Here is a 16640-nt window from a genome sequence, read left to right as displayed (position 1 = left end):
ATTTGTAAACCCGAATGTAGGTTTCGCGCTTGCTACCAGCTAGTTTACTTTTGCATTGCTTTCGCCTGACCCTTCAAATTCCCGCAATGGATACCTACTCCTACATCGCCAACGCTGACGCGGCGGCCATCGAAACGCTGTACCAGGCGTACCGAAACAACCCCGAATCCGTCGATTTTGGCTGGCGTAAGTTCTTCGAGGGGTTCGATTTTTCGCAGCAGTTCCCCGAGGGTGCGCCCGTAGTGCCCGGTGCCGCTAGTGCCGCCCCCGCTACCAACGGCAGCGCGCCCAAAACCAGCGCCGCGCCCAGCCCCGGCCCCGTGCCGCAGCCCGATGGCTACGGCGTGCTCAGCACCGATGCCTCAACCAACGATGCCCCCGGCCTGGCAACTGGCGCAGTAGCCGCCGACAAGGAAACGGCCGTGCGTAACCTCATTCACGCCTTCCGCAGCCGCGGCCATTTGCGCGCCAAAACCAACCCGGTGCGCGAGCGCAAAGACCGTCAGGCCCGCCTGAACCTCGCCGACTTTGGCTTGAGCGACAGCGACCTGGATACCAAGTTCCGGCAGGGCGACGACCTCGGCCTGGGCCAGGGCGCTACGCTGCGCGAGATTGTGGCGGCGCTCACCAGCATCTACGCGGGCACCGTGGGCTTCGAGTACACCTACATCCGCGACCCGCAGGTGCTGGAGTGGTTCCAGCAAAAGACGGAGCACGACGCGCTGGCCTTCAACCCGGATGCCGACTATAAGAAGCGCATTCTCAAGAAGTTAAATGAGGCGGTGGTGTTTGAGAACTTCTTGCATACCAAGTTCTTGGGCCAGAAGCGCTTCTCGCTGGAAGGCGGCGAAACCACCATTCCCGCCCTCGACGCCATCATCAACCGGGGCGCCGAGCTGGGCGTGAAGGAAGTGATGATTGGCATGGCCCACCGCGGCCGCCTCAACGTGCTGGCCAATATCATGGGTAAAACGTACGAGCAGATTTTCTCGGAGTTTGAGGGCACGGCCACGCCCGACCTCACCATGGGCGACGGCGACGTGAAGTACCACATGGGCTACTCGTCGGAAGTAGAAGCCATTAATGGTCAGAAAGTTAACCTGAAGCTGGCTCCTAACCCTTCGCACCTCGAAGCGGTGAACCCGGTGGTGGAAGGCTTCGTGCGCGCCAAGATTGAGCACCAGTACGGTGGCGACTACCACCAGATTTTGCCCATCCTCATCCACGGCGATGCGGCGCTGGCCGGCCAGGGCATCGGCTACGAGCTGACCCAGATGTCGCAGCTGGAGGGCTACAAAACGGGCGGCACGATTCACTTCGTGATTAACAACCAGGTGGGCTTCACCACCGATTTTGAGGATGCGCGCTCGTCTATCTACAGCACTGATTTAGCGAAGATTATCGACGCGCCAGTGATTCACGTGAACGGCGACGACCCCGAGGCGGTGGTGTTCGCCGTGCGCCTGGCCACGGAGTACCGCCAGCAGTTTCACGCCGATATCTTCATCGATATGGTGTGCTACCGCCGCCACGGCCACAACGAGTCGGACGAGCCCAAGTTCACGCAGCCCACGCTCTACAACGTCATCTCGAAGCACCCTAACCCGCGCGAGGTGTACAACGCCACACTGGTGAAGCGCGGCGACGTCGATGCCGAGCTGGCCAACCAGATGGACCGCGAGTTCCGCGATATGCTGCAAGCCCGCCTCGACCAGGTGAAGCAGCAGCCGCTACCTTATAAGTACCAGGCCCTCGAAAACGAGTGGCGCACCCTGCGCCGCAGCACCAACGAAGACTTCGACCAGTCGCCGGAAACCGGCATCAGTGAAGAAGTTGTGGAGCGCGTGGCGAAGGCCCTGACCACGATTCCGGAGAATTTCCGGCCTATTAAGCAGATTGACAACCTGTTGAAGGAACGCCGCAAAATGTTCTACGAAACCCGCACGCTCAACTGGGCGGCCGGCGAGCTGCTGGCCTACGGCTCGCTGATGAGCGAAAACCACATGGTGCGCGTGAGCGGCCAGGATGTGCAGCGCGGCACGTTCTCGCACCGCCACGCGGTGCTGCACGACGCCGAAACGTCGGCCCCCTACAACTCGCTCAACCACTTGGAGGGCGAGCATGAGCAGCTGAGCATTTACAACTCGCTGCTGAGCGAGTATGCCGTGCTGGGCTTCGAGTTTGGCTACGCCATGGCCAACCCCACGGCGCTGGTGATTTGGGAGGCGCAGTTTGGCGACTTCGCCAACGGCGCGCAAACCATGATTGACCAGTTCATTGTGAGCAGCGAAAGCAAGTGGCAGCGCATGAACGGCATCGTGATGCAGCTGCCCCACGGCTACGAAGGCCAGGGCCCCGAGCACTCCAACGCCCGCCCCGAGCGGTTCTTGCAACTGGCGGCCGAGAACAACATTGTGGTGGCCAACATCACCACACCGGCCAACTTCTTCCACGCCCTGCGCCGCCAGCTCACCTGGAGCTTCCGCAAGCCGCTGGTGGTGATGTCGCCCAAGTCGATGCTGCGCAACCCGCTCTGCGTGTCGCCGATAGCGGACTTCACGAGCGGCCGCTTCCAGGAGGTGCTCGGCGACACGTTTGCCGATGCCAAGAAGGTGAAAAAGGTGCTACTATGCTCGGGCAAGGTATACTACGACCTGCTCGACGAGCAGCAGAAGTCCGACCGCAAGGACGTGGCCATTGTGCGCCTCGAGCAGCTGCATCCCTTCCCCAAAAAGCAGCTCGACGCTGAGCTGGCTAAGTACTCGAAAGCCAAGCTTATCTGGGTGCAGGAAGAGCCCGAAAACATGGGCTACTGGAACTACCTGCTGCGCTTCATGCGCCGCGAGCTGCACGACGTGGTGGCCCGCAAACCCTCGGCCTCGCCCGCCACCGGCTACAACAAGGTGCACGTAAAAGAGCAAAAGGAAATCGTAGCCCGCGCCTTCGACAAGCCCAAGGATGCCGTGGCCGACGAGCAAATCAAAGAAACCAACGAAGTGGCTAAAAAGCAGGACTAGCCAGTGTGCGGTAAGCTTTAGCTTGCCGTGTGTAGCAGGCTTTCATCACGCCACGGCAAGCTAAAACTTACCGCACACCCCATGATAACCGAAGAGCAAATTCAGGCCGTGGTGCGCCGCATCGTCGAAGGCTACGCGCCGGACAGGATAATCCTGTTTGGTTCGTACGCCTACGGCGAGCCAACGGAGCACAGCGACCTGGATTTGTTAGTGGTTAAAGACACTGATGAAACCCCAAAGCGAGAAAGGCAGCAACAAGTTAAGCAGTTGTTATACTCCGACTTGTGGGCTACTGACGTAGATATTGCTTCGCTGAATGCGAGCGAATTGCACGAGGTTAGCGCCAATCGTTGCCGCCGCGAATACGCGGCTTTGCAACGCGGACGTATTCTTCATGGCGTGGCTAGCCGGCCAGTCCGTGTGCCCGACGATGCGCCTCTTAGTAGCCAAGAGAGAATTGTAATTCAGCGCCTACTAAAAAGCGCTGAGCAAGACTTGGCTGCGACCCGCGAAGTGGGGCTCCAAATCGACTACTACGATATGGTAGCTCGCACCTGCCAGTCGGCGGCTGAGAAGCTGCTCAAGGCACGGCTTATGTCGTTGCGCGTGCAGTTGCCCGCCGGGCATGATTTGAATCTGCTACTGGCGGCCGTCAAGCGAAAAGAAGATGTGGAAGCAGCCATATGCCGGAAGGTTAAACTATTGGCTCCCTTTTCAGCGCTATTTCACGATTACTCTTTTACTGTAGCTACCCCGCCAGCAAAGCTTGTGTTGCTCGACGCAGCGGCGGCCATTTACCAGACTTTTACGCAGCGTATTCGGCAAAGCCTGACGTAATTCTTTCCTTTGCCAAAATTCCCGCTCCTTACCATGCCCACCGAAATCAAAATCCCCGCCGTCGGCGAATCCATCACCGAAGTCACCATTGCCAAGTGGCTCAAGAAAGACGGCGAGGCCGTGAAGCGCGACGAGGTTATCGCCGAGCTGGAATCGGACAAAGCCACGTTTGAGCTGCCCGCCGAGGCCGATGGCGTGCTCAAAATCCGCGTGGCGGAAGGCGAAACGATTAACATCGGCACCGTCATCGCCGAGCTCGATGGCGCGGGCGGCAGTGCTGCTCCGGCCCCGGCTAGTGCCCCGGCCGCCGCCGCGCCCGCCGCTACTACCGACCCGCTGAATAAGGGCGAAGAGAATGCGCAGGCCAGCGACCAGGCCGGTTACGGTGGCACCCCCGCCGACCGCCCCGACGCTGACCCCAGCACGCCCGGCGCGGCTTTGGCTGCCCCAAGCGCCCCCGCCGCAAGTGCCCCCGCCGCTGGTGGCAGCAGCTCGGTCGAGATGAAGATTCCCGCCGTGGGCGAGTCCATTACGGAAGTAACGGTGGCCAAGTGGCTGAAGCCCGATGGTGCGCAAGTAGCTTGTGATGAAGTAATTGCGGAGCTGGAATCAGATAAAGCCACGTTTGAGTTGCCCGCCGAGGCCGAAGGCATTCTACGCCACGCCGTGCAGGAAGGCGAAACCATCAGCATTGGGGCTGTCATTGCCCGCATTGAGAGTGGTAGCGGCGCAGCGGCTGCGGCCCCAGTTGCCAGCGCCCCGGCTGCGGCCGCCGCTACCCCCGCCTTGGCCCAGCCAGCCAGCGCCAATGCCAGCACCTACGCTACGGGCGTGCCCTCGCCAGCCGCCGGTAAAATCCTGGACGAGAAAGGCATCAAGGCCGCCGACGTAGCCGGTACGGGCCGCGACGGCCGCATTACCAAAGACGACGCCCAGAACGCGCAGGCTAAGCCCGCCGCACCTGCGCCCGCGCCGGCCGCTGCTGCCCCCGCCAACCAGCCGGCCGCTGCCCCCGCCCCAGCCGGCGAGCGGGGCCAGCGCCGTGAGCGCATGAGCAACCTGCGCAAAACGGTGGCCCGCCGCCTGGTGTCGGTGAAAAACGAGACGGCCATGCTCACCACCTTCAACGAGGTGAACATGCAGCCTATCATGGACTTGCGCAACAAGTTCAAGGACAAGTTCAAGGAGAAGAAGGGCGTGGGCCTGGGCTTTATGTCATTCTTCACCAAGGCCGTGTGCGTGGCCCTGCAGGAGTGGCCCGCCGTGAACGCCTACATCGACGGCGGCGACATCGTGTACTCCGATTTCTGCGACATCAGCATTGCCGTGTCGGCCCCCAAGGGCCTCGTGGTGCCCGTGATTCGCAACGCCGAGAAGCTGAGCTTTGAGGGCGTGGAAAAGGAAGTAGTGCGCCTCGCCGGCCTGGCCCGCGACAACAAGCTCACCATCGAGCAGATGACGGGCGGCACGTTCACCATCACCAACGGCGGCATCTTCGGCTCCATGATGAGCACGCCCATCATCAACGCGCCGCAGTCGGCCATTCTGGGCATGCACAACATCATTCAGCGCCCCGTGGCCGAGAACGGGCAGGTGGTAATTCGCCCCATGATGTACCTGGCACTCAGCTACGACCACCGCGTGATTGACGGCCGCGAGTCCGTCTCGTTCCTGGTGCGCGTGAAGGAATTGCTCGAAGACCCGACCCGCCTGCTACTAGGTGTTTAAGAAATATTAAATTGAATTATAAAAAGGCTGTCTTCATTGAAGGCAGCTTTTTTTATTTTTCTTTATTTTCATAAAATGTTAACAATCAAGAATTTATGCTCAATGTTTGCTTTGTTTCAGATATTTATACGCGTAACTAAAAAAGCTGTAACTAGTAACTTTGGGTGATTGGCCTTTAGCGAACTGTGTGTATGAGCCGTTTTACTTCCCCTACCTGTCATTCGTGCCCGAGCCGGCGTGGCCCACTGCTTGGCAGCTGCCTGCTCGAAGAGCTGGAGTTTGTGTCCACCACCAAGTCGGCCCAGCTTTACCAAAAGGGCCAGACCATCTACCACGAGGGTAGCTTGGCGCTGGGGCTGCACTGCGTGCACCAGGGCCGCATAAAGGTGACCAAAACGGGTGGCGACAGCAAGGAGCAGATTGTGCGTTTTGTGCAGCACGGCGATGTGCTGGGCTTCCGGGCGCTGCTCAGCAATAGCCCGTACTCGACCTCGGCCGTGGCCCTCGACGACTGTGTGGTGTGCTTTGTGCCCCGCGCCGATTTCCTGCGCCTGGTGCAGTCCAACCAGCAGTTTGCCAACTCGCTGCTGAAGCTGCTGGCCACTAGCCTGGGCGAGGCCGAAGCGCAGATGCTGCGCCTGGCCTACAAGCCCGTGCGCGAGCGCTTGGCCGAAGCCCTGCTGCTGGTGCGCCGTACCTTCGACTCGGCCGCGCCCCCCGGCCAGCCTTTCGCACTGGCCCTCTCGCGCGACGACCTGGCCGCCCTAGTAGGCACGGCCAAGGAAACCGTGAGCCGCCTGCTCTCCGACTACAAGGACGCGGGCATTATTGCCACCCGCGGCAGCCAGATAACGCTGCTCGATGAAGCGCGGCTACTGGCTATCTCGGCCCACTACGACTGAGCTATTAGCTACCGCTAACCACCTAAGCCAACGCCTGCTTCACCGCTGGGCGTTGGCTTTTTTAGTGGCCGCGAATGGGTAAAATAATATTGCTTACATAAGGCGATGGATATTATCAAGAAAAAATATCAGGCTCAATCAGCACCCGCAAATAAAATAATTGATAATGAAAATTAACAAAATAATCATATTTACTAAAAAATGTAAAGCGCTCTGATTTAACATAAATCAAATTAAATTGTGACAAATGTCATTTTTATTGCGAAGGCCTTATTCAATATTTGTAATAGAAATGCAGCACACTATTTTCATTTTCAACACATATTTTGGTGCGCTACTCCCACTTGCTTGATTACTGATGCGAATTGCTTTTATTCTATTCGTCTGACCTAAGGCCTGGTAGGTTTTTAGAAGTTTAGCTCTCGATTTTATGGAGGCTGGCTTCGTCGGGATAACTGCCGCCCGCGTGCCATGAACTTACCCTTTCTACGCTACATCCCGGGCCTGGGCGGCCCGCCCATCCGGGAGGTGGTAGCGGGCAGTGGTGCTGCTAGCGGCCCCGCTACCGCCGCCCTGCATTACCTGCTCACCGAACTGCCCGAACTACTACTAGCCGCCGTGCTGGACCTGCCTACCGGCCAGCTGCTGGCCACCTACGCCGCCGAGCGGCACTACCAACCCAGCCTAGTGGCGCAGTCGGTAGCCGCCGTGGTGCAGCAGGCCAAGCAGCTCCACCAAGGGCAGGCCGACGAAGAGCTGGAAGAGGTGCTGCTCACGCTTTCGGGCCAGCTGCACCTGCTGCGGCTGCGGCCCGGCAGCCAGCAAGTATTGTTTCTGGCCGTTGGCCGGCACGATACCAACCTGGCCCTGGCCCGCCAGCTCGCCCAGCAAGCCGCGCAGCTACTCGATAGCCCAGTAGCTTAGTGCATTGATTATAAACAGATTAACCCACTCGCTTTTCTCGCCTTTTTTCTGCGCCCTGTCCTATGAAACTCACCGCTACCCCCTTCGACCCGCAAACTGGCGAGTTGCTGCCCGTGTACCGAGATGCCTACCTGCAAGGTGACCTCGCCCGTAGCTCGGCCCAGGCCGTGGAAGCCTATCTGCACCGCGATGCCGGCCAGGCCCACTCCACCGTCACGCGCTGGCATCAGCTGCAAGCCACTGAGGCTCCTGCCGCCGCGCCCAGCTGGGTGCAGCAGCAGCTCACCTTCATCCGGGAGCAGCCCAAGCGGTTTCGGCAGCGGGCGCTGAGCCTGGTAACGGTGAGTGCCTTGCTAGCCGGCGTGAGCATGGCTGCTAGCAACCGGCCTTCCAACGTGCTGCCCATTGCCAAGCTGCCCGTAGCCAGCGCCCTGCCCGCCATGGCTAGCCTGGAGCTGGCTCCTGCGGCGGCCACCGCCGCCCGCACCGTGCTGGTGCACGGCCGCATCCTCAACGAAAAGGGCTTGCCGCTGGCCGGGGCTACCGTGCTGCGCAAAGGCACCGCCCACGGCACCAGCACCGATGCGCAGGGCAACTACACCCTGCGTGTGCCTGCCGATGGCCAAGCCACGCTGCAATACGGCTACGGTGGCTACCACGAGCAAGAAGTAGCCGCCGGCCAGGCCAGCACCGCTGCCACCGTCACGCTCCAGCCCAAGGCCAGCAAGCGCCGCCACTGGTTGTTTTTCTAATACCTGAATTTACGGGGTGCCCCAGGGGCATCCTCCCGACGATGTGAAAGCGAAAACGTACCGCAAACTAGTCGCCCGAAAACTGCAAGAAGACGCCCTCAAGCTGCAAGAATCTTTACCAAATACCCCCCCTCCCTCCGCCACCATGGCATACTCTAAGAATAGCCCCGCTGGGCAAGCAGTTGACGCAATTATTACTGACCTACCCAGCCTGATGGCCATAGCCGTGGTCGATGTGCAGTCGGGCATGGCCCTGGCCTCGCACTCCAACACGCCTACCATCAACCCCGAAACCGCCGCCGCCTATAACACCGAAGTAGTAAAGCAAAAACAGAAGGCCATGGCCGCCCTCAAGCTGCAAGGTGAAACGATTGAGGACATCCTCATCACCCTCACCAACCAGCTGCACCTACTCAAGCTCAACCCCTCGGGCACCAAGTTCATCTACCTGGTAGTGAATTCGCGCGATACCAACCTGGCTATTGCCCGGGAAGTGCTGCGCTCGCACGCGGCGAGCATCAACTAGCGCTAGTCAGAAAAACCGCTTTTTGTAAAACCCGGCCGCCCTGCGGTCTGGCTTTACCAACTTATCAAACGGAGCACCGGCCGGCTGGCTGGCGCTCCTTTTGATTTTCGGGCTATAACGTAAAAACCCCGCTGGCAAGCTGCCAGCGGGGCTTTTGTGGGCAATGCCGGAATCGAACCGGCGACCTCTACCATGTCAAGGTAGCGCTCTAACCAGCTGAGCTAATTCCCCGGGGCTGGGTGGCACGCCGGGCGTGCCGGGCGCAAAAGTACGCCGCCGGGCCCATTGCCAGCTGTGCGGGCCGCAACTTTTGGCCGCCGCCCGCGCAACTGGCCGGGCCGTAGTTTTCTTTGTAGCTATGCTATTGCTTTCTACGCTGCCGGCCGCGCCGGCCTGGCTGGCCACCTACCAGCACCACGAGCTGCTGCTGAGCCGGGGCCTGAGTGTGCTGGGCGTGTGGGCGCTGCTCAACCTCACCTTCAGCGGCTACGAGCTGCCGCGCACCGACCGCCGCACCTGGTACCACCACTTCCACCTCATGAACTGCGGCTGGGGCTTCATCAACGCTATTTTGGCGGCCGTGGGCATCCTGCGCACGCACCCCGGCCACCCGCCCGCGGGCTTTTCGCCCGCCGCTGCCCTAGCCGATATGCACTTCACGGGGCAGGTATTCCTGCTCAACGCGGCCCTCGACGTGGGCTACATTTTGGTGGGGGTGTGGCTGCTACGCCGCGCCACGGACCCCGCCGCCAAACAGCCCGAGCGCCTGCACGGCTACGGCCGCTCGGTGCAGCTACAAGGGGCTTTTTTGCTGGTATTTGATGCGGCAATGTACTTATTTTTAAGGTATTAGCTACTATTTACTGCATGAAAAAAGGCGTGCGCTACTCGGTAGCGCACGCCTTTTTTGTGGGGTTACTTGCGAAGCTAGGCATCCTTGCCGGCTAGTAGCAGCTCCTCAATTTTCTTGTTGAAGGCGTCCAAATCCTCGGGCTTGCGGCTGGTGATGAAGTTGCCATCGACCACTACTTCAGCGTCTTGCCACTCGGCGCCGGCGTTGCGTAGGTCGGTCTTCACGCTGGGCCAGCTGGTCATGTGCTTGCCGCGCACCACGTCGGCCTCAATGAGCGTCCAGGAGCCGTGGCAGATGGCGGCAACCAGCTTGCCCGACTGCGCAAACTCGCGCACGAAGCTTACGGCCGTGGGCTCCACGCGCAGCTTATCGGGGTTAATCTGGCCGCCGGGCAGCACGAGGGCGTCGTAGTCGGCCACCTTCACATCGTCCAGGGTTTTATCTACGTCCACTTTGTCGCCCCAGTCCGTCATGTCCCAACCTTTGATGGAACCTGATTTGAGGGAAATTACATCGACCATAGCCCCTTCATTCTTGAGAAATTTCTGGGGCTCGGTGAGTTCTACTTGCTCGAAGCCATCGGTGGCCAGGATGGCAATGCGCTTGCCTTTAAGCTTATCGCTGCTGAAAAGAGACATGGTACTTGTGGAAAAGGAATCGGCTGGAAAGAGTTTGCCGGAAGTGCTGCGTTGTACGCCCCGTGCCGGGGCCGGGTTGCTACGGCCGGGCTTAGATTAATCGGGCTGGCCGGCGGCGCGGCGCACCTTCTTGAGCTCCTGGCGCACAGTTTTCACGCGTTGGTCGAAGCCATCGGCCTCGTAGTCGATGCCGGGCACGTCGAGCTCATCGAGCAGGTCCATGAGGGCGTCGGCATGGTCGGTGCGGGTGCCGGCGGGCAGCTTTACAAAGGTCATTTCGGCCCATAATATGGCCAGCAGGCGCAGGCCATCGGCGGTGCGCATCTGCATCTCCACCACCAGGTTGGAGTTGTCGAAATGAATAAGCTGGGTGAGAATGCGCACGATAATGCCCTGGCGCGCCGGCTTGAGGTAGCTGAGCTGGTGCTTGGTAACGACCCAGGCGGCCTGCTGCTCGCGGGCCAGCTCGCCCATGTTGAGGGTGTAGTGCTCGGCCACCTGGTCTTCGCGGGCGTTGAGAAAGTAGTCGAGGTAGCGGGCGTTGTTGAGGTGGCCCAGCATGTCGCAGTCCTGGAAATGAACGCGGTGCTGGGTTTCGGGAGTGCGGAGAAGAGTAGCCATGCGGTAAAGGTCGGGCGGCTCTTTTAAACGCCAAAGTAGTCGGCACGCCTACTACTTTGGCGTTTTGCGGCTTATCTTTTCAGCCCCAACCACTTGCGCTCGCTTTGCCCCGCCCACCTGCCATGTTTGTGCTCACGCCCGCCCGCGCCGCCACCCTGCGCGCCCTCGCCGACACGTTTATTCCGGCCGGGCCCACGCCGGCCAGCGCGCCGCCCGGCTCCGCACTTGTGGACCTCGATATGCTAGCGGCCGCCATTCGGGCCCAGCCGCTGGGCGCGCAGGCCGAGTTTGGTCAACTGCTTGATTTACTGGATAAACCTTTAGCGGGTCTGACTTGGTGGGGGCCACTGCGGCCCTTTCGGGGGCTAGCACCCGCGCAGCGTGAGCGCCTGCTGCAAAGCTGGGCCGGCTCGCGGGTGCCCGCGCTGCGGCAGGGCTTTCAGGCGCTGCGCAAGCTGTGCACGTTTCTGTACTACGGCGGTAGCCCGGCCGATGGCTCCCTCAACCCGGCCTGGGCGGCGCTGGGCTACCCCGGCCCCGCGCTGCCGCCTGCCCCCGACCCACCCGTGACCACCGAGCGGCCCCTGAAGCCGTTGGCTCCCGTAGTTGATACTACCTATTACTGTGATGTACTGGTAATTGGCTCGGGCGCGGGCGGCGGCGTGGTAGCCGGCGAGCTGGCCCAGGCCGGCCACGACGTGCTGGTGCTGGAGGCCGGCCCCTACTGCCACGGCCCCGACTTCACGCAGCGCGAGGCCGATATGCTGGGCCGCCTCTACGACGGGCGTGGCGCGCTCAGCACCCGCGATGGCGGCGTGAGCATCCTGGCCGGGGCCTGCCTGGGCGGCGGCACCACCGTGAACTGGGCCGGCGCGTTTCGCACCCCCGACTACGTGCTCGACGAATGGGCGCGTGAGCACCGCGCGCCGCAGTTCACCAGCGCCGCCTTCCAGGCTAGCCTCGACGCCGTAACCCAGGCTCTGAGCGTGAACACCGACTACCCGCGCCACAACGGCCAAAACCAAGCCCTGCTCGACGGCTCGGCCCGCCTGGGCCAGGCCACCCAGCTCATTCCGCGCAATGAGAAGGAATTGACTGATAATGACTTGCATTTCCAGGGCCTAGGCTTCTCCACGCTGGGCGATGCCCACGGTATTAAGCAAGGCACCCTCAATACCTACCTGCGCACCGCCGCCGCCCACGGCGCGCGCCTACTGCCCGACACCCGCGCCGAGCGCGTGACCGTGGTGGGCGGCCGCGCCACCGGGGCCGAGGCCATGCACACCACGGCCGACGGCCGCCCGGTGCGCATCACGGTGCGGGCGCAGCGGGTGGTGGTGGCGGGTGGGGCCATCCAGACGCCGGCGCTGCTGCTGCGCTCGGGGCTGCGGCACCCGCACCTGGGCCGCCACCTGCACCTGCACCCCACCGTGGTGGTGGCCGCCCACTACCCGCACCCCATGCACTCGTGGCACGGCCCCAGCATGAGCGTGGTGAACGATACCTACACCCGGCTGCACGGCACCAACTTCGGCGTGAAGCTTGAAACGCCGCCCACCCACCCCGGCCTGCTGGCCATGGTGCTGCCCTGGCAGTCGGGCGCGCAGCACCGCCAGCTGCTGCAAGCCGCCAGCCACCTGGGCTCGTTCATTGTGCTCACCCGCGACCGCGCTGGCGGCCGCGTGCAGGCCGACAAGCAGGGCAAGCCATTGATTGAATATAAGTTATCGAAATTTGACAAGCAGAATATGCTGACCGGCGTGCGGGCTGCCGCCGAAATTCACGTGGCGGCCGGGGCGCACACCGTGTTTTTGCCCCACGGCACCCTGCCCACGCTGCACGCCGCGGGCGGCACCCTGCACAACCCCGCGCTGCTCGACCAGCTCACCAGCCTGCGCTGGCACCCCAACCGCTTTGGCCTCTACAGCGCCCACCAGATGAGCACCTGCCGCCTCGGCGGCCAGCGCGCCACCCACCCGCTGCGCCCCAGCGGCGAAACCGTGGAGGTGCAGGGCCTGTACGTGGCCGATGGTTCGGCCTTCCCGGCGTGCAGCGGCGTCAACCCCATGCTCACCATTATGGCGCTGGCCCACTACACGGCGCAGGGGTTGAAATAAGCCGTAGGAACGCGCCACGGCGCGTTTTGCCGTCGCTATTTGCGGGCGACGAACGTGCCTTGGCACGTTCCTGCCAATCAATAACTGCCCCACCCGGGCCTCGCCAGCACCTGGATACTGGCCATTCGCCCGGCGTTTGCGTAGGATGAGGCCGGTTTCTTTTGCAAGCCGCTTTCACCCTATGCATTCTGTTTCTGCCCTTCGCCCTTTGTTGGCCCTCGCCCTGATTGGCACCGCTAGCTGCTCCGTCTTTCATCGCCATCGCAATGATGCCCCCGCTCCGCCGGTAGTGGAGGCCGTGCGCACGCCTGATTCGCCCACGCCGCCCACCGCCGCCCGCGACCTCGCCGATGCCATGACCACCGTGCTCCACCTACGCCCCGAGCAAACCGTGCAGGCCCGTAAAGTGCTCAATTCCACCGTGGAGCAGGTAAACGCCGCCCGCCAGCAGTACCCCGCCCAGTCTCCCCAGCTCAAGGCTGCCCTGGGCCGCATCAACGCCTCGTCCGACAAGGAGCTGCGCCAGGTGCTGGGCCCCGTTTCGTACAAGGAAATGCAGGTCAAGCGCCCCCAGATTCAGGCCGAAATGCAGCGGAGGTAACTGATTGCGCCTGTAATAAAGCCCGTTAAAATACCCATCAGGCCGTCATGTTTCGGCAGGTTCAGCATGACGGCTTGATGGTTTTACCCACGTGTCTCTAAATCCCGCCCTGGCTGCACCCGCAGCGGGGCTACGTCGGTATCTTCGTACAACTCGCGCAGGGGCAGCGCCAGACCTAGGTCCGGGATTTCCAGCACGCGCTCGGGGGTGCTGAGCAGGGTGTAAATCCACTGCCCGGCCTCATCGCGCCGAAACCACTCGACCACCCAAGCCGTTTGCGATACCAGTAGGTAATGGCGTAAACTGTTTATCTTCTGATAATTAGCAAATTTCTCCGTGCGGTCATACTCGGCCGTAGAGGGCGATAGGATTTCGGCTATCAATACCGGGTTGCGCACTTGATAAGTTTCGCGGCGGTCGGCGGGGTCACAGGTCAGCATCACGTCTGGGTAAACGTAAATGGCTTTTTCTTGCACCACGAGCCGCACACTCGCATCGAATACCCGGCCGCCGCGTTGCCGCGCACCGGGCCGCAGCGCAGCCACTAAGTTGCTTTTGATAAGATTGTGCGATTTACTGGTACCTGTTATTGCAAATAGCTCACCAGCAACGTATTCATAGCGCTTTTCGCTCGTTTCTTCCAGCGCAAAGTATTCTTCCGGCGTGTAGCGGCGCGGCGTTAGGTCAGGCGTTTCCATTACATTTCCCGTTGCTCAAAGTAGCTGTTCAGCGCGTTATAAATACTTCAGCAGCAGGCCCAGCAAGCGCCGCACCCGCCCGGTGTAAGGCGGGTAAAACTGCTTGATGCCGGTGAAGCCCACGCGCTGCTGCAACACCGATTTCTCGTTGCTAAAGGCCAGGAAACCCGCGTGGCCGTGCGCCTTGCCTAGCCCGCTGTTGCCCACGCCGCCGAAGGGCAAGTCGGGGTGCGCGAGCTGGATGATGGTTTCGTTCACGGCCGCGCCACCGGCTGCTACGGTGCCGAGCAGGTAGCGCCGGTTGGCGGGGCTGGTGGTGAACACATACTGCGCCAGGGGCGGCAGCCGGGCGTTGACGTAGGCCGCCGCCTCGGGCAGGTGCTCGAAGGTGAGCACGGGTAGCAGCGGGCCAAATATTTCCTCTTCCAGCACGGCGGCCCCGGCGGGCACGTTGGTGAGAATGGTGGGCTCGATGTAGCACTGGTGCTCGTCGAGGCTGCCGCCCTGGGCCACGGTGGCGCCGCGCGTTTCGGCATCTTCGAGCAGGGCGGCCAGGCGCGCAAAGTGGTGGGCATTCACCACGCGGGCAAACGATTTGGAAGCCTTAATCGCCTCATTGTCGGGCCCGTAAAAGCGCGCCAGCGCCCGGCGCATTTCGGTCACTAAGGCGTCGTGCACGCGGGCCTGCACCAGTAGGTAGTCGGGGGCCACGCAGGTTTGGCCGGCGTTGAGAAACTTGCCCCACACGATTTTTTCGGCCGCGTCGCGTAGGTTGGCCGTGTCGTCCACAATGGCGGGGCTCTTGCCACCCAGCTCCAGCGTGATACCGCTGAGGTGCTCGGCGGCGGCGCGCATCACTATTTTGCCAATCTGGGGCGAGCCGGTGAAGAAAATGTGGTTCCAGGGCAGGCGCAGCAGCTCACTGGCCACCTCCTTGTCGCCCTCCAGCACCAGCACTTCGTTGGGCTGAAACAGTGCCTCGGCCAGCCGGCGCAGCAGGGCCGCGGTGGCGTGCGTTTGCTCGGCGGGCTTGATAACCACCGCGTTGCCCGCCGCAATGGCCGAGGCCAGCGGGTCGATGGCCAGATAAAACGGGTAGTTCCAGGGCGCAATAATGAGCACCACGCCTTTGGGCTCAGGCTGCACCCAGCCCCGGGTGCCCAGCAGCGCCAGCGGCGTACCCACCCGGCGCGGGGCAGCCCAGCTTTTCAGCTGCCGGCTGCTGTGGCGAATTTCGGTGAGCGAGGGCCATATTTCGGTGAGGTCGGTTTCTTCAGGCGGCTTCTTAAAATCTTGGTATAAAGCCTGTTGAATATCCTTTTGATTAGCCACAAGCCAATCGGCCAGGCGGCCCAGGCGGCGGCGGCGGGCGGCTACGTCCTCGGCCCGCAGCGCTGGGGCATTGGCCCGCAGGGCCGCAAACTCGTTGGCAAAGCGGTTGGGTGCCGCGGCTGAGGCAGCAGGCGGTGGGGTAACCAAGGAAACAGGAGCAGACATGCGCAGTAAAGCGGCCGCCAGCCAGCCACGCGCCGCCGCTATCCGCTTGAATGGTTGAAAGATAAGGCCACTCTGGCAAGTAGCAACCAGCCCGCTAGGGCAAAGATGCCAAACAGCGCCAAGCGGTTTGCCGCAAGGCAGAAAGGCCCGTTTCCAACCTGGAAACGGGCCTTTCTTACTGACTCAAGTAGCTTAGAACAGCGGCTTTTTTACCGTGCGCTTGCCGTTTTCGTCAATCTTAACCTTGGTGCCATCGGCCCGCTTGATTTTCAGCGAGCCGTCGTCGCTGCGCTTGATTTTAGCGCCGTTTTCGTACTTCACTTTGCGGTCGTCGTCGTTGTTTTCGAGCTTCTTGATACCCGAGCCCTGACCCACGCGAGCCCCCAGGCTAGGCTTGGCGGCCGGGGTGCTGGTGGTAGTAGTAGTGGTCGTGGTAGTAGCGGCGGTGTAAGGGCCAGCGTAATAATTGCCCTGGTTGTCGGTGTAGGTGCGGTAGGCGTCGGGGTCGGTTACTACCGTTTTTACCTCCTTGGTAGTCAAGTCGTTAGCAGCCATTACAGCAGCGTAGCGGCCGGTGGTGTCGGTGGTGTAGCGGGTGTCGATGTCGCGCAGGGCGCGGCCGCGGCTGTAGTAGATGTTTTGGAGGCGGGCCTTGGCTGCGGCATCCGTCGTTTTCAAGTCAGCGGCTACCTGGTTGGCCAGTTGGTCGGCGTTGCTGCGGTAGCTGGCGGTGTCCACCGTCGTGGTGGTGGTCGTGGTTTCGGTACCGCCGGGTACGGCCGTGGTTTCAGTGGTTTCGGTCTTCTTCTCGTTCGAGCAGGAAGCGAACGTGAAAGTGGCGGCCGTGGCCAAGAGCAGGAGTTTGGTGTTCATGAGATTAGCACAAAGTAAGGTGCGGCTTTCGCCGCGATTGGCAGCTAATACGGCTG

15 protein-coding genes and 1 tRNA gene are annotated in these 16640 nt (G+C 61.6%); 10 read left to right on the top strand and 6 right to left on the bottom strand.

The window, feature by feature from the left end; all coding sequences use genetic code 11:
* Positions 1–86 precede the first annotated feature (86 nt).
* The 7 genes from ACYVGC_RS20445 to ACYVGC_RS20415 all read left to right on the top strand — a co-directional run bounded on the left by ACYVGC_RS20445 (position 87) and on the right by ACYVGC_RS20415 (position 8686).
* On the top strand, positions 87–3017 hold the full coding sequence (locus tag ACYVGC_RS20445; protein ID WP_460585716.1) for a 2-oxoglutarate dehydrogenase family protein: 2931 nt from the start codon (positions 87–89) through the stop codon (positions 3015–3017).
* A gap of 81 nt (positions 3018–3098) precedes the next feature.
* Positions 3099–3854 (top strand): HEPN domain-containing protein, encoded by a 756-nt coding sequence (locus ACYVGC_RS20440; protein WP_460585715.1) that lies wholly within the window; start codon positions 3099–3101, stop codon positions 3852–3854.
* A gap of 33 nt (positions 3855–3887) precedes the next feature.
* Complete coding sequence (gene odhB / locus ACYVGC_RS20435) at positions 3888–5582, top strand: 2-oxoglutarate dehydrogenase complex dihydrolipoyllysine-residue succinyltransferase (RefSeq protein WP_460585714.1); 1695 nt, start codon at positions 3888–3890, stop codon at positions 5580–5582.
* A 191-nt stretch (positions 5583–5773) separates the two neighbouring features.
* Positions 5774–6484, top strand: coding sequence for a Crp/Fnr family transcriptional regulator (locus ACYVGC_RS20430; protein ID WP_460585713.1), 711 nt, complete (start codon positions 5774–5776; stop codon positions 6482–6484).
* 471 nt (positions 6485–6955) lie between these two features.
* Positions 6956–7408 (top strand): hypothetical protein, encoded by a 453-nt coding sequence (locus ACYVGC_RS20425; RefSeq protein ID WP_460585712.1) that lies wholly within the window; start codon positions 6956–6958, stop codon positions 7406–7408.
* A 62-nt stretch (positions 7409–7470) separates the two neighbouring features.
* Complete coding sequence (locus tag ACYVGC_RS20420; protein WP_460585711.1) at positions 7471–8160, top strand: peptidase associated/transthyretin-like domain-containing protein; 690 nt, start codon at positions 7471–7473, stop codon at positions 8158–8160.
* Between the two features lie 145 nt (positions 8161–8305).
* The gene (locus ACYVGC_RS20415) at positions 8306–8686 is read left to right on the top strand and encodes a hypothetical protein (RefSeq protein WP_460585710.1); all 381 of its coding nucleotides are present in this window, start codon (positions 8306–8308) and stop codon (positions 8684–8686) included.
* 157 nt (positions 8687–8843) lie between these two features.
* On the opposite strand, the gene ACYVGC_RS20410 is transcribed toward ACYVGC_RS20415, so the two are convergent.
* A tRNA-Val gene (locus tag ACYVGC_RS20410) sits at positions 8844–8917 on the bottom strand.
* A gap of 127 nt (positions 8918–9044) precedes the next feature.
* Between ACYVGC_RS20410 and ACYVGC_RS20405 the strand changes: the two genes are divergently transcribed.
* Entirely contained in the window at positions 9045–9539 is a 495-nt protein-coding gene (locus tag ACYVGC_RS20405) for a DUF6992 family protein (RefSeq protein WP_460585709.1), read from the top strand.
* 74 nt (positions 9540–9613) lie between these two features.
* On the opposite strand, the gene ACYVGC_RS20400 is transcribed toward ACYVGC_RS20405, so the two are convergent.
* Positions 9614–10177 (bottom strand): type 1 glutamine amidotransferase domain-containing protein, encoded by a 564-nt coding sequence (locus ACYVGC_RS20400; protein WP_460585708.1) that lies wholly within the window; start codon positions 10175–10177, stop codon positions 9614–9616.
* 96 nt (positions 10178–10273) lie between these two features.
* Complete coding sequence (locus ACYVGC_RS20395; RefSeq protein ID WP_460585707.1) at positions 10274–10798, bottom strand: acyl-CoA thioesterase; 525 nt, start codon at positions 10796–10798, stop codon at positions 10274–10276.
* Positions 10799–10902: 104 nt separating this feature from the next.
* On the opposite strand from ACYVGC_RS20395, the gene ACYVGC_RS20390 reads away from it, so the two are divergent.
* Positions 10903–12915 carry an FAD-dependent oxidoreductase gene (locus tag ACYVGC_RS20390; protein WP_460585706.1) on the top strand — a complete coding sequence of 671 codons (2013 nt, stop codon included), beginning with the start codon at positions 10903–10905 and terminating at the stop codon, positions 12913–12915.
* A 208-nt stretch (positions 12916–13123) separates the two neighbouring features.
* Positions 13124–13516 carry a hypothetical protein gene (locus ACYVGC_RS20385; protein WP_460585705.1) on the top strand — a complete coding sequence of 131 codons (393 nt, stop codon included), beginning with the start codon at positions 13124–13126 and terminating at the stop codon, positions 13514–13516.
* Positions 13517–13599: 83 nt separating this feature from the next.
* On the opposite strand, the gene ACYVGC_RS20380 is transcribed toward ACYVGC_RS20385, so the two are convergent.
* From ACYVGC_RS20380 to ACYVGC_RS20370, 3 genes are all read right to left on the bottom strand, one after another.
* Complete coding sequence (locus tag ACYVGC_RS20380) at positions 13600–14214, bottom strand: Uma2 family endonuclease (RefSeq protein WP_460585704.1); 615 nt, start codon at positions 14212–14214, stop codon at positions 13600–13602.
* A gap of 36 nt (positions 14215–14250) precedes the next feature.
* Positions 14251–15711 (bottom strand): aldehyde dehydrogenase family protein, encoded by a 1461-nt coding sequence (locus ACYVGC_RS20375; protein WP_460585703.1) that lies wholly within the window; start codon positions 15709–15711, stop codon positions 14251–14253.
* Between the two features lie 192 nt (positions 15712–15903).
* Complete coding sequence (locus ACYVGC_RS20370) at positions 15904–16584, bottom strand: hypothetical protein (protein WP_460585702.1); 681 nt, start codon at positions 16582–16584, stop codon at positions 15904–15906.
* Positions 16585–16640 lie beyond the last annotated feature (56 nt).

This window comes from Hymenobacter arcticus (genome assembly GCF_054779975.1).
The sequence above is the reverse complement of the archived record's forward strand: the minus strand, read 5'-3'. Positions and strand labels throughout refer to the sequence as shown.

What these genes read in the sequence shown, in the direction of transcription:
- ACYVGC_RS20415 (WP_460585710.1), top strand. Translation starts at nt 8,306, where the DNA reads ATGGCATACTCTAAGAATAGCCCCGCTGGGCAAGCAGTTGACGCAATT.
- ACYVGC_RS20380 (WP_460585704.1), bottom strand. Translation starts at nt 14,214, where the DNA reads ATGGAAACGCCTGACCTAACGCCGCGCCGCTACACGCCGGAAGAATAC.
- ACYVGC_RS20425 (WP_460585712.1), top strand. Translation starts at nt 6,956, where the DNA reads ATGAACTTACCCTTTCTACGCTACATCCCGGGCCTGGGCGGCCCGCCC.
- ACYVGC_RS20420 (WP_460585711.1), top strand. Translation starts at nt 7,471, where the DNA reads ATGAAACTCACCGCTACCCCCTTCGACCCGCAAACTGGCGAGTTGCTG.
- ACYVGC_RS20405 (WP_460585709.1), top strand. Translation starts at nt 9,045, where the DNA reads ATGCTATTGCTTTCTACGCTGCCGGCCGCGCCGGCCTGGCTGGCCACC.
- ACYVGC_RS20430 (WP_460585713.1), top strand. Translation starts at nt 5,774, where the DNA reads ATGAGCCGTTTTACTTCCCCTACCTGTCATTCGTGCCCGAGCCGGCGT.
- ACYVGC_RS20440 (WP_460585715.1), top strand. Translation starts at nt 3,099, where the DNA reads ATGATAACCGAAGAGCAAATTCAGGCCGTGGTGCGCCGCATCGTCGAA.
- ACYVGC_RS20445 (WP_460585716.1), top strand. Translation starts at nt 87, where the DNA reads ATGGATACCTACTCCTACATCGCCAACGCTGACGCGGCGGCCATCGAA.
- ACYVGC_RS20370 (WP_460585702.1), bottom strand. Translation starts at nt 16,584, where the DNA reads ATGAACACCAAACTCCTGCTCTTGGCCACGGCCGCCACTTTCACGTTC.
- ACYVGC_RS20395 (WP_460585707.1), bottom strand. Translation starts at nt 10,798, where the DNA reads ATGGCTACTCTTCTCCGCACTCCCGAAACCCAGCACCGCGTTCATTTC.
- ACYVGC_RS20400 (WP_460585708.1), bottom strand. Translation starts at nt 10,177, where the DNA reads ATGTCTCTTTTCAGCAGCGATAAGCTTAAAGGCAAGCGCATTGCCATC.
- ACYVGC_RS20375 (WP_460585703.1), bottom strand. Translation starts at nt 15,711, where the DNA reads ATGTCTGCTCCTGTTTCCTTGGTTACCCCACCGCCTGCTGCCTCAGCC.
- odhB (WP_460585714.1), top strand. Translation starts at nt 3,888, where the DNA reads ATGCCCACCGAAATCAAAATCCCCGCCGTCGGCGAATCCATCACCGAA.